Source organism: Nocardiopsis lucentensis DSM 44048 (assembly GCF_000341125.1).
GTDB lineage: Bacteria > Actinomycetota > Actinomycetes > Streptosporangiales > Streptosporangiaceae > Nocardiopsis > Nocardiopsis lucentensis.
The window spans coordinates 1-12,082 of the sequence record NZ_ANBC01000461.1; the positions used below are offsets into that span (position 1 = coordinate 1).

At 67.4% G+C, this 12,082-nt stretch carries 9 protein-coding genes and 2 pseudogenes; 6 read left to right on the forward strand and 5 right to left on the reverse strand.

From position 1 onward, the window contains the following. Positions 1–267, forward strand: a pseudogene (locus D471_RS34690) (hypothetical protein); the annotation flags it as partial. Positions 268–351: 84 nt separating this feature from the next. Here the strand turns inward: D471_RS34690 and D471_RS0116245 are convergent. Beyond that, the gene (locus D471_RS0116245; protein ID WP_152486336.1) at positions 352–735 is read right to left on the reverse strand and encodes a hypothetical protein; all 384 of its coding nucleotides are present in this window, start codon (positions 733–735) and stop codon (positions 352–354) included. Between the two features lie 205 nt (positions 736–940). Here D471_RS0116245 and D471_RS0116250 point away from each other — a divergent pair, with 205 nt between their 5' ends. Together D471_RS0116250 and D471_RS0116255 are read left to right on the forward strand one after the other, a co-directional pair. After that, positions 941–1,792 (forward strand): helix-turn-helix domain-containing protein, encoded by an 852-nt coding sequence (locus D471_RS0116250; protein WP_017599601.1) that lies wholly within the window; start codon positions 941–943, stop codon positions 1,790–1,792. Continuing rightward, positions 1,789–2,046, forward strand: coding sequence for a DUF397 domain-containing protein (locus D471_RS0116255; protein ID WP_017599602.1), 258 nt, complete (start codon positions 1,789–1,791; stop codon positions 2,044–2,046). The genes D471_RS0116250 and D471_RS0116255 overlap by 4 nt, the downstream gene beginning before the upstream one ends. Before the next feature lie 95 nt (positions 2,047–2,141). On the opposite strand, the gene D471_RS0116260 is transcribed toward D471_RS0116255, so the two are convergent. From D471_RS0116260 to D471_RS0116270, 3 genes are all read right to left on the reverse strand, one after another. After that, entirely contained in the window at positions 2,142–4,049 is a 1,908-nt protein-coding gene (locus D471_RS0116260; protein WP_017599603.1) for a YncE family protein, read from the reverse strand. A gap of 134 nt (positions 4,050–4,183) precedes the next feature. Then, positions 4,184–4,618 (reverse strand): hypothetical protein, encoded by a 435-nt coding sequence (locus D471_RS0116265; protein WP_017599604.1) that lies wholly within the window; start codon positions 4,616–4,618, stop codon positions 4,184–4,186. A gap of 941 nt (positions 4,619–5,559) precedes the next feature. Next, positions 5,560–6,147 (reverse strand): TetR family transcriptional regulator, encoded by a 588-nt coding sequence (locus D471_RS0116270; protein WP_017599605.1) that lies wholly within the window; start codon positions 6,145–6,147, stop codon positions 5,560–5,562. A 198-nt stretch (positions 6,148–6,345) separates the two neighbouring features. On the opposite strand from D471_RS0116270, the gene D471_RS34695 reads away from it, so the two are divergent. After that, a complete protein-coding gene (locus D471_RS34695; protein WP_017599606.1) occupies positions 6,346–7,485 on the forward strand; it encodes an MFS transporter in 1,140 nt (379 codons plus the stop codon). Between the two features lie 76 nt (positions 7,486–7,561). On the opposite strand, the gene trhA is transcribed toward D471_RS34695, so the two are convergent. Beyond that, the gene (gene trhA, locus D471_RS0116280; protein ID WP_086003023.1) at positions 7,562–8,278 is read right to left on the reverse strand and encodes a PAQR family membrane homeostasis protein TrhA; all 717 of its coding nucleotides are present in this window, start codon (positions 8,276–8,278) and stop codon (positions 7,562–7,564) included. 466 nt (positions 8,279–8,744) lie between these two features. On the opposite strand from trhA, the gene ppdK reads away from it, so the two are divergent. After that, a complete protein-coding gene (ppdK, locus tag D471_RS0116285; protein ID WP_017599608.1) occupies positions 8,745–11,441 on the forward strand; it encodes a pyruvate, phosphate dikinase in 2,697 nt (898 codons plus the stop codon). A gap of 326 nt (positions 11,442–11,767) precedes the next feature. Further along, positions 11,768–12,082: pseudogene (locus D471_RS0116290) on the forward strand (hypothetical protein); the annotation flags it as partial.

Sequence of the window (12,082 nt, forward strand, 5' to 3'; positions counted from 1 at the left end):
GCGCTCGCGGTGGACGCCGTCGCGCTGACCGCGATGCTGACCCGGATCGCGGAGTTCGGGTTCACCGCGAACAAGACCGCCGCGCTGGGGCTGAACCTCGTGCTGCTGGTGCACCTGGCGTGGTCGGCGTGGCTGATGCTGGGCTTCGTGCGGGGCACGCGCCCGTTCGCGGCGGTCGAACGGTGGCAGACGGCCTACCTGCCGGTCTACGCGGCCTGGGCGGGGCTGGTCGTGCTGGTGTTCCCACCGGTGTTCGGCTTCGTCTGATCCGGGTGACGGTCACGCCCCCGCTCGTCGGGTCTCCTCCGGGGGCCTGAGCCGCGCGGGGGCGCGATCTGTGTCCGGGGGCGGCTAGCTCTCTTCGAGGCGGGCCTTCCGGAGGCGGCGACCCTGGTGGAAGAGGCGGACGACGCGGGTGGCGAGGTCCACGGTGGGACTGGGGTCGAGGAGTTCGTCCTCCAGGGTGAACTCGCAGTCCACCGTGCGGTCGGGGTGCAGTTCGAGCTTCATGAACAGGCCGAGGTCGGTGTCCTGGACGACGAGGCACCTGGCGGGGGTGAAGCCGAAGTCGTCGACGTCCAGGCCGGAGGCGGCGACGAGGTCGCGGATGGTCGTGCAGTACCGCTCGAACTGGTGCGGGGCGAGGACCTCCGGGGGCTCGTTGTCCACAGAGGTGTCGACCTCGGCCCACGCCTGCGGGAGAATAGGGGTTGGGAGTTCGGGGATGCCTGGCATAGGCGTTCCTCTCCTGTAGGCCGCCCGAGGTGGGACGTAGAGGGTCCAAGCTCATGACCCCACCCCGGGCGGCTGTCTTGTTTCCAGACAGGCCCAGCGGTCACGCTCAGCGATCTACGCTTGACCTGTTGTCAATGGTGGCACGCCTCACATAGGCTTCGCAAGAAGTAGAACCAAGTATGCGTAACTTTCTTGCGAGGTCGTCATGCCAGCGAAGAGACAGGTCACTCTGCGGGCGCAGTGGATCGGGAAAACCTTCAAGGAGTTGCGCCAGCGCAACGGCATGACCTTGCAGGAGGTCGGCGAGTACCTGAGGCGCGACCAGTCGTCCGTCAGCCGCTTCGAGGCGGGCATCCATCCACCACGCAAGGATGACGTCATAGCGCTGATGGACCTCTACGGGGTTGAGGAGGAGTCTCAGCGTCAGGCCACCCTGCACATGGTGGAGGAGGTCTCCAAGACCGGCTGGTGGGCGAAGCACTCGAAGGACGTCAGTGGCTGGATGATCGACTGGCTGTGGTTGGAGGAGCGGGCTGAGGAACTGAAGATGTTCGGGATCTCGGCTATACCCGGGCTTCTCCAGACTCACGACTATGCCGAGGCCCTCATTCGCGCTGATGACCCGTCAGCTCCCAAGCAGCAGGTCAAACGATGGGTAGAGCTGAGGCTCAAGCGGCAAGAAGTTCTCAAGAGAGAGGGGTTCCGGCTCTCCGTCGTTCTTGACGAGGCCGTTCTACGGCGCCCGGTGGGTGGCAGCGAGGTTATGGCTGGGGAGATTGCCCACCTTGTTGCTTCTGCTCAGCCGGAGAACATCGACATCCGGGTTCTACCGTTTGCTGCTGGTGCTCACTGCGGGAGTGCTGGGGCATTCAGACTCATTCTCATGCCTGAACCCTTCTCGGTGGTTGCGCACATCGAAAGCCCGGCAGGAGGGCTCTTTGTGGAGGCTGCGGGCGCTGATGAGTTGGCTGGTCGATACGATCGGTTGCACGAGGGCAGTCTGGGCTCGGAAGAGTCCATCGACTTCCTACGCGTGGTCGAACAGGAGTTGCGATGAATCGGGACACGTCGGCCGTCGTCGGTTGGCGGACCAGCAGCTACAGCGTGGACAGTGGCGGCAACTGCGTCGAGGTCGGCTGGCACGTCAGCAGCTACAGCGTCAACGGTGGCGGTGAGTGCGTCGAGGCGGGTCCCTTCCTGAACGAGCCGACCCGGTTCGCGGTCCGCGACTCCACCCAGCGCGACCTGGGCTACCTCTCCTTCCCCCGGGGCGAGTGGAGCACCTTCCTGCGCGCCGCCGTGCGTGGCTGACCCTCTCTCACCCCTCAACCGAAGATGACGAAGCCGGGGGCGGCCCGCCCCCAGCTTCGCCGTACGGGTTTCCACCCGAGAAGGAACGCCCTGCGCTACGACTCTGCCGAGGCGTCGGGCAGCACGCCGGAGATCCGCAACAGTTTGCCCTGCCGGTTGCTGACGTAGATCCGGCCGTTGTCGCGGTCCAGTCCGACACCGGCGACCGTGCCGAGTCCGTCGGCCACCACACGCCGCAGGCCCCTGCCCTCGCCATCGGCCACGACGACCTCGTGCAGCCTGCCGCCGCCCGAGTCGGAGACGTAGGCGTTGGCCGCGCCGTCCAGCGCCAGACGGACGCTTCGCCCGAGATTGGTGGCCACGGCCTGCGGCGTGCCGTCATCCGTCTCCAGGTCGACCTCGTACAACCCGCCGCGGTCGTACTGGCCGACGTACGCCCTGCCCCCGTTCAACGCCACCCCGGCGGCCCTGGGCACGTCCCAGGTGCGCAGCCTCTCCGCCGGTGCGCCGTTCAGGTCGAACTCGATCAGCTTCCCTTGTTCGACGTCGGTGACGTAGGCCTTCCTACCCGGAAGGTCCAGCGCGACGCCGTACGCGCTCATGCCCTCGGCGACCGTGACCGGGGAGGCGGAGCTGTCGGCCAGATCCACCGTGAACAGGCGCTTACCGCTGTAGTCGGTGACGTAGGCCTTGCCGCCTGGTAGGTCCAGCGCCACATCGTTGACCTGTCCCAGCTTCTCCAGGACCCAGTCCGTGTCTCCGCCAGCGAGATCCACCCTGTACAGCTTGCCGCCGCTGTACCGGTCGGTGACGTACGCCTTCTGGTTCGCCAGATCCAGCGCGAGGCCATCGGCCGTCCCCAGCCCGGTGGCGAGTTCGACGGGAGCCTCCTTCGGGCTCTCCGGGTCTTTACCGCCGGCCTTGTGCAGCGGGTGGTACTTCTCATCGAAATTGAGTTTCTCAAGTTCGAAGATCTCGTGCACCCCGGCGAGTGTGGAAACGACCTCGGCCTCCCCCTTCTGCATGAACGGCCTGCCCTCATCGGTCAGGTCGAAGGCCTCTGCGGGGGCGCCGGTCTCGCCGAGTTTCCATGCGATCACCTCGGCGTATTCCGGTTCCTTGGCCTGTGGGCCGTTTGGACGGGTCTCCTTGACCTCTACCGGCTCGGGGTAATACAAAGCGACCCACCCGCCGAAGGAGATGGGAAACTCGTAGTCGAACCTCCTCACCTGGCGTCGCTGTGTGGCCAGGACGTCTACCCGGCTGCCGACCTTCCCGCTCAGCGTGGACGATGTTTTGAACGAGGTGGTCAACGAACCACTGACAGAAGCGGTGATCCCGAGCATCAGCTGTGCCGACAACTCCCCGGTGCCCGTGGCGGTACTCGTGGCCGTTGTCGTGCTCGTCATCTGCGACTGAGATTCCGAGTCCACGCCCTGATTGTCTTTGCTGTTCTTCAGGGTGGTCTTCTGAGAATGGTTCATCGCCATGCTCTTCTGCAACTGCTGCTGTAGGGAGGCGGTGGTCTTCGCCCCGAAGGTGAGCTGAACCTGTCCCTGGAGCGACCAGCTGATGGTGTTCGAAATCGAGAATTCTACGGTGTGCGACCAGTCCGTGGGGATGGGGTCGGTCCGATTGACGTACGTCTGCTTGGAGATCACGTCGGGAGGCGGTTGCGCGATGTCGCTTCGTTCTTCGACCAGTGGTACACCCACCGTCATGTAGGCGCGCCACCCGCGCTGGTGGGCCGTGTCCTCCCCATCGGGAAAGTCGAGGAACCGTCCCTTGTTCAGGGAGAATCCGGTAGGGGAGACGTACCGATCCGTGCCGTCCGGGGCTTTCTTCTCGGCCTTCCTTTTCAGTTTTTCCTTGTCCCGCTCCAGGATGGTGGAGGCCTTGTCGGCGATGTTGAGTTCCTTCAGGTTCCGCCCGGTCAGCGGATGGCGAACAAACCGTTCGCCGAGATGAGTCGTACTCACGTTGTTCTTGGTGGGGCCGCCCATGCCTGCCAACCTCCTTGAGTAGCACAAATCAACGATCTGTCAGCGGTTTCCGGTGGACTGTGTCCGGCTGGGTGTAACCGGACGGGAAGTTTTCAGGTCACCGAATCGGCTTGCTCCAATCGATCGTCCCGCCATCATTCCTTTTCGCGCTTTTTGGCTGATCCGTGGCTTTCCCTGCTCAGCGCTTCCCGCTCCTCATGGCTGATCTCCGGCCGGTCTTCTTCCCTGATCTCCACCTGGACGTTTTTGAATGCCTCATCCTTGGCCGAAGACGCCATGTTGGACGTCGATTCGGGGTTTTCGCTGTCCGTGCGCTGCTTGGCGGCTGCTGTCTGGGTGTTCTTGAAGAGGGGGGCGATGAAGCTGTTCATGATGTTGATCGCCTCAGGCGACGTCTCGCGTATGATCTTGGGATCGCGCTCGACTTCAGGGATTCCGTCGAAGAGCTCCGGGTCGACCCCTTCTCGTTCGGGTCGAGCTCCGGGAATTTTTTCATATACATTCCGGGCGGACCCTTCGGCGGACCTGGCTTCACTTTCTCCGTTGTCGAAGATGTTCTTGAACGTCATGGGATTCCCTTCGCGTGTTCTTGCCTTGACCGGGCCCTTCGCATGCGAGGAGTGCGGTGCCTCGGCGAGGTGTTGATACGGCTCCGGTCATGCTGCCCCCTTCGAGTCGGCGGTGGCCAGAGCGAGGGGTGTCCCGTCAAGGATTTCGGGTTGCCTTTAATTGCCGCAAAACATAACAAAGTACAGGAGGGAGAAAATTCGTAAAACTGATTCTTTCGGAGTTATGCGAACAATGATCCTCTTGTGTGCTTTGTTCAACTATCAACAGGAAGGTATGCGTATCGGGGTGGTGGACTTCCGGGGTCGGTGCGGTTCAGATCGGGGTGCAGGAGATGAGGGGGATTGCCGTTGCCTCTGTTTCAAGTGATGTCCGAACGGTCGGTGCGTCAGAGGACATCGGCTGCGGCCGAACCCCTCGGTGCGGCGTTCCACTGCAGATCCCGAAGAAACGGAAATTCCTGGTTCTGGAATGCACAAAAAGTCCGACTCAGGGGTTCAGGCTCCAGGGCTCGCACGAGACGGGGCCAGGGATCCTTGCTCTCCGTCGTTGATTCAGGGAGTGGGCGATGCCGGAGTCCGGGTGGGGACCGGCTCACCGAGCACTGCGCGGCGCACCCCGCGTTCATGTGTCGGCGCGAACCAGAGCCGTTGGGGTGATCGGCCTCATCCGGTTACGGCCCCGCGTGCGCCTCCTCGGGCCGGTCCGCGGCGGATCGTGGAGGACGCGAAGAGGCCGCGGGTGGTCTACCCCCGGCCTTTCCTCCGCTGGCGGGGAGGGCGTCGACGCGAGTCCGCATCGTCTGACGGGACCCGTTCCGGTCGGATCAGGCCATCGGAATTGCCGCGCGCGTCCCCGAGCGACGAGTCCGCCGACGCGTTCGTCGACCTCGTGGACGGTTGCGTGCGGCAGGGCGCGGCGCCGTCCCGGTGAGGAACCGGTGTCAGGGGCTGCGGGCCAGGCGTCGGGCCGCCTCCACCACCGCGGCGCGGCGCCTGGCGTGCTCCTGCTCGGTGGGAGGTCCGGCCAGCATGCGCGCCACCTGCGGGACCGCCGACCACCACCCGGCGAGGGAGAGGACGAGGAAGGTGAGGTGGTCGGCGTCGATCGACCGCGTGACCGCGCCGTGCTCCTGGCCGTCCGACATGGCCGCCGACTTGTATCCGTAGTACCGGCGGGGCAGCTCCTCGTCGGGGACCTCGCCGTCGAAGGCGAGTCCCTCCCAACGCAGGAGTCTGGTCAGCTCGGGCCGCTCGCGGTGGTAGTCGTACACCCGTCCCGCGTAGTCGCCGACGTCCTCCGTGGCGAAGGACTCGACGGGTACGGCCCGGGCGACCTTCGCGAGCTCGTCGCGCAGGACGGTGGAGAACAGGCTTCGCTTGCCGCCGAAGTAGTTGTACACCCGCTCCTTGTTCACCCCGGCGGCCCCGGCGATGCGTTCGATGGTCGTGCCGTCGGGGCCGAACCTCGCGAACTCGCTGACGGCCGCCTCCCTGATCCTGCGCTTCGTGCCCTCGGTGTCCCAGGCCAATACGTCTCCTCGGTGCCCGACCAACTTCCAACGCAAGCGTTGCTATGGGCGGTTCATGCTACTACGCTCGTTTCCAACGTTTGCGTTGGAAAGAGGTTCCCCTTGTCTTCTCGTCCGCTCACACCCCCCTCGCCCGACCACGGGCGGACGGCTTCCACCCGGGGGCGGGGCTCCGCCCACCCGGCGGGCGGAGCCGCCGTGGCGGTACTCGTCCTCACGGCCCTGATCGTGCTGACACAGCTGTACGCCGCGATCCCGCTCTTCGCCCCGGTGGGCGCGGAGCTCGGCGGTGACGTCACGTTCGCCCTCGCGACCTGCTTCAGCCTCTGCTACGCGGCGGGCTTCCTGATCTGGGGGCCCGTCTCCGACCAGGTCGGCCGGAGGAAGCTCATGGTTCCCGGGCTCCTCGCCCTGTCCCTGGCGACCCTCGCCTGCGCCTTCGCGACGTCGGTCGTGTGGCTGGCCGCGCTCCGGGGGCTCCAGGGGCTGGCGGCGGCCAGCTTCACACCGGTGGCCCTGGCCTACCTGGCCGAGGCGACACCCCCCGAACGGCGGCACTCCGCGATCGGGGCGATGTCCACCGCCTTCCTCGTGGCGGGCATCTTCGGTCAGGTGCTGGCCTCGTACGTGTCACTCTGGTTCGGTTGGCCCTGGGTGTTCGTGGTCTGCGCGACGGTTCTGGCCGGTTCGTGCCTGACGGCCGCCCTCACCCTCTCCGAGGCCCCCCGCGGAGGTGTCTCGGGCCACCTCGGACACCGCTTCGCGGCTCTGGGCCGGGTCGCCGTGAAGCCGTCCGTCCTGGCGCTGTGCTGCTCCCACGTCACCCTTCTGCTGACCTTCGTGGGTATGTACACCGCCCTCGGCCCTCACGTGGGCGAGCTCGGACTCGACCCCTCGGACGTCATCCTGATCCGCCTGGTCGGACTGCCCGGGATGTTCGCCGCGTTGACCGTGGGCCCGCTGGCGCGGCGCTGGGGTCTGAACGCCGTCGCCCGAACCGGGTTCCTGGTCGCGTCCCTCGGTCTGGCGGGGGAGGCGGTCCTGGCCCAGTCCCTCGTCGGGGTCTGCGCGGCGAGCCTGGTCTTCGTCGTCGGTATCGCCGTGGCCGTTCCGGCGATGATCACGCTCTTCGGCGAGGCGGCGGCGCCGGACCGGGCCGGCGGCATGGCCCTCAACGGTTTCGTCCTCTTCGTCGGGGCGAGCGTCGGCCCCCTGGCCGCCTCGCTCACGAGCGACTTCGCGCTCCTCCTGGCCGGGTTCGCCACCCTGCTCGGCGTGTCCGCGGTTCTCCTCCTGGCGTCGGACCGCCTCGCCGCGAAGGAGGGGGACGCCGGGTGAGGCGGGGCGGGCGCCGGTCGGCCCGGGGTGTGGACGACGAACGGCACGCGCCGTCGTGGTGCCCGTTCCGGGGGATTCAGCCGGCCGTGTAGACGACGAACGACACCGCGATGTACTGGCAGACGAAGGCCGCGATGGTCAGAGAGTGGAAGATCTCGTGGAAGCCGAACCAGCGCGGCGCCGGGTCGGGCCACTTGAGGCCGTACACGACCGCGCCGACGCTGTAGAGCACACCGCCCACGAGGATGAGGATCCACGTCGCCGGGTGCGTCCCGCTGATCAGTTCGGGGATGAACAGCACGGCGACCCAGCCGATCGCCAGGTACAGAGCCGTGGACAGCCAGCGCGGCGCGCCCAGCCAGAGCAGCTTGAATCCCACTCCCGCGATCGCGCCGCCCCAGATCAGCGCCAGCATCGCCGCGCGCAGGCCGCCCTCCAGGACCAGGACCACGAACGGCGTGTAGGTGCCGGCGATGATCAGGTAGATGTTCGAGTGGTCCATGCGCCGCAGCACCTGCTGGGCGCGCGGTGACCACCGGCCGACGTGGTAGATGGCCGAGGTGCTGAACAGCATCACCGAGCTGAGCGCGTAGACGGCGCTGGCCGCCCTGGCGGGCCAGGTGGGGGCGAGGCAGACCAGCACGATTCCGGCCGCCAGCGCCAGGGGAGCCGTACCCAGGTGCAGCCACCCGCGCAGCCGGGGCTTGACCGCCTCCAGTAGCTCACCGGCGGCCGTGGCCGCCCGTTCGGGGACGGACGCCTCCTCGGGCGCGGCGTTGTCCTCCCCCGTCACGGCCCCGGTCTCCCGCGCCTGCTCGTCCGACACCGCCGTGCACCTTCCTTCTCGCGTCCTGCCCTGTGGGGCGATGACCGAAGCCTAACCTACGGACGCGTAGGTTACTTGCCGGTAGAGATGTGTCGAGTCGCACAGTATCCCCGAGGGGGCGGGTCTGGGTGGAATTGGTCGTGTACCCTTCCGCGCCTCGTTCGGGTCGGTCCAAGGACTCCGGTTTGCGCACGTGGCTGCTGTGACCAGCGGTGTCACGGGACGCTCGACTCCTTCCCTCGTATCCTGGAGGCAGGGATCCGTGTACCCGGGCTGAACCATTGGTATAGACCTCTCTAATGCTTTTGACCTGCTAAAACTACGAAAAACGGTGGTTCATGGAGGGGGAAGGTCGCAGAGTGTGGAAGAGTCACGCCCACGCAGCAAGGGTCGGCTCGCGACGGAGCCGTCGACATGACGAGGGAGCACCCCCGTGGCCAAGTACGTCTACAAGTTCACCGAGGGCAACAAGGACCTGAAGGATCTCCTCGGCGGTAAGGGGGCCAACCTCGCCGAGATGACCAACCTCGGGCTGCCGGTGCCCCCGGGCTTCACCATCACCACGGGGGCGTGCCGCCACTACCTCGACAACGGCGAGGTGCCCGCCGGTCTGGACGCGGAGATCGAGGCCAACCTCAAGGAACTGGAGAAGGCCATGGGCCGCAGGCTCGGCCAGCCCGACGATCCGCTCCTCGTGAGCGTACGTTCGGGCGCCAGATTCTCCATGCCCGGCATGATGGAGACCGTCCTCAACATCGGCCTCAACGACGAGTCGGTCGTGGGCCTGGCCAACCAGGGCGGCGACGAGCGCTTCGCCTGGGACTCCTACCGCCGCCTGGTCCAGATGTTCGGCAAGACCGTCCAGGGCATCGACGGCGAACTGTTCGAGGACGCCATCGACGAGGCCAAGGCCGCCAAGGGCATCACGGACGACCTCGACCTGGACGCCGACGACTTCCGCGCGCTCGTCGAGCGGTTCAAGGCCATCGTCCAGGAGCAGACCGGCAGCCCCTTCCCCACCGACCCGCGCGAGCAGATGGCCCAGGCCGTCAAGGCGGTCTTCGACTCCTGGAACGCGCCCCGCGCCGTCCTCTACCGCCGCCAGGAGCGCATCCCCGCCGACCTGGGGACGGCCGTCAACATCTGCTCCATGGTCTTCGGCAACCTCGGCATGGACTCCGGAACCGGCGTCGCCTTCACCCGCGACCCCGCCACCGGCCAGTCCGGTGTCTACGGCGACTACCTCCAGAACGCCCAGGGTGAGGACGTCGTGGCCGGCATCCGCAACACCGTGCCGCTCGCCGACCTGGAGAAGATCGACGCCCGCAGCTACCAGGAGCTGATGGGCATCATGGAGACCCTGGAGAACCACTACAGGGACCTGTGCGACATCGAGTTCACCATCGAGCGCGGCAAGCTCTGGATGCTCCAGACCCGCGTCGGCAAGCGCACCGCCGCCGCCGCGTTCCGCATCGCCGACCAGCTCGTCGACCAGGGCATGATCACCCTTGACGAGGCCGTCCAGCGCGTCACCGGAGACCAGCTCGCCCAGCTGATGTTCCCGCGCTTCGACGAGAGGGCCACGGTCTCCGACGACGTCCACCGCATCGGCCGCGGCATGAACGCCTCACCCGGCGCGGCGGTCGGCAAGGCGGTCTTCGACTCCTACACCGCCGTCAAGTGGTCGCGCAGCGGTGAGAAGGTCATCCTCTGCCGCCGCGAGACCAACCCCGACGACCTCGAGGGCATGATCGCCGCCGAGGGCATCCTCACCAGCCGCGGCGGCAAGACCTCGCACGCCGCCGTCGTCGCCCGGGGTATGGGCAAGACGTGCGTGTGCGGCGCCGAGGAGCTCGACATCGACACCAAGAACCGGCGCATGACCGCGCCCGGCGGCGAGGTGGTCGAGGAGGGCGACGTCATCTCCATCGACGGCACCAGCGGCCAGGTCTACCTGGGTGAGGTCCCCGTCGTGGACTCGCCCGTGGTGCGCTACTTCGAGGGCGAGATCGACCCCGCCTCGGACCAGGCCGACGACCTCGTCCGCGCCGTCGACCGCCTCATGCACTACGTCGACGCCGCCCGCCGCATGTACGTGCGGGCCAATGCCGACACCCCCGAGGACGCCGCCCGCGCCCGCCGTATGGGCGCGCAGGGCATCGGACTGTGCCGCACCGAGCACATGTTCCTCGGCGACCGTCGCCAGCTGGTGGAACGGCTCATCCTCGCCGACACGCCCGAGGAGCAGCAGGAGGCCCTCGACACCCTCCTCCCGCTCCAGCGGGAGGACTTCACCGGCATCCTCGGCGCCATGGACGGCCTGCCGGTGACCGTGCGCCTGCTCGACCCGCCGCTGCACGAGTTCCTGCCCGACATCACCGAGCTGTCGGTACGGGTGGCCGTGGCCGAGTCGCGCGGCGAGAGCCACGAGAACGACCTGCGGCTCCTCCAGGCCGTCCACAAGCTGCACGAGCAGAACCCGATGCTGGGCCTGCGCGGCGTGCGACTGGGACTGGTCGTGCCGGGGCTGTTCACCATGCAGGTGCGCGCCATCGCCCAGGCCGCCGTGGACCGTGTCCGCGAGGGCGGCCGTCCCCGCCCGGAGATCATGATTCCGCTGGTGGGCACGGTACAGGAGCTGGAGATCATCAAGGAGGACGCCCAGCGCGTGCTGCGCGAGGTGGGAGAGGAGAACGGCGTGGAGCTCGACTTCCCGGTCGGCACCATGATCGAGCTGCCGCGCGCCGCGCTGACCGCCGGTCAGATCGCGGAGAACGCCGAGTTCTTCTCCTTCGGCACCAACGACCTCACCCAGACCGTGTGGGGCTTCTCCCGCGACGACGTGGAGGCGTCCTTCTTCTCCGCCTACCTGGAGAAGGGCGTGTTCGGGGTGTCGCCGTTCGAGTCCCTGGACGTGGACGGCGTCGGCCGCCTGATCCGCATCGCGGTGGAGGAGGGGCGTGCCGCGCGTCCCGGGATCAAGCTGGGTGTGTGCGGTGAGCACGGCGGTGACCCGGCCTCGGTCCACTTCTTCCACGACGCGGGGCTGGACTACGTGTCCTGCTCGCCGTTCCGTGTGCCCGTCGCCCGCCTGGAGGCGGGCCGGGCCGCGGGGCGCACCGCGAACTGAGCCGGCCGGGGCGGGCGCGGCTCCTCCTCGCCGCGTCCGCCCCGCCGTGTGAGACGGGCGCTGTCCTGTGTGTACGCCTTAGACTCGTCCCGGACCCCGACGGTCGAGCCGATGAGATGTGACCTTATCGTGATATATTCTTGACCATTGGTGCGTCCGTCGTTCCCCGCTATCCTCTCCCGCACGTGGCGTTCCCGCGTGCGACCACTTCCGTTTCGGTTGCCCGGATCGGCCCCACGGGTTCGAAGAGGTACGAACCAGCGGAGGTCGGTGGACGTCCCAGGGGGTGCATGGTCCCCCAGGCAGTGATGTGCGGAGGTGAGCCGGTGCGAACGGCGAGTGACGGGCGCGGCGACGACCCGGGGGAGAACCCGGCCTCCGCGTCTCCAACCGACGACGAGAGCACACGTGTGTTCACGCGTGAACAGGTGGGGGAACCCCTGCTCGAGACCACCCGCGCCTTCGTCCGCGAACCCGGGGACGCGGGGGCGCCGGCTCCGGACCAGGCGGCGACCCGGGCCTTCACCCGTGACCAGGGGGACACCGCCGACGTCTCGGGCACCGCGGCCACCCGGGCCTTCACCCGGCCCGGAGCCGCCACGGGGGACGCCCCGACCGACCCGGTCGAACCGACCGGCTCC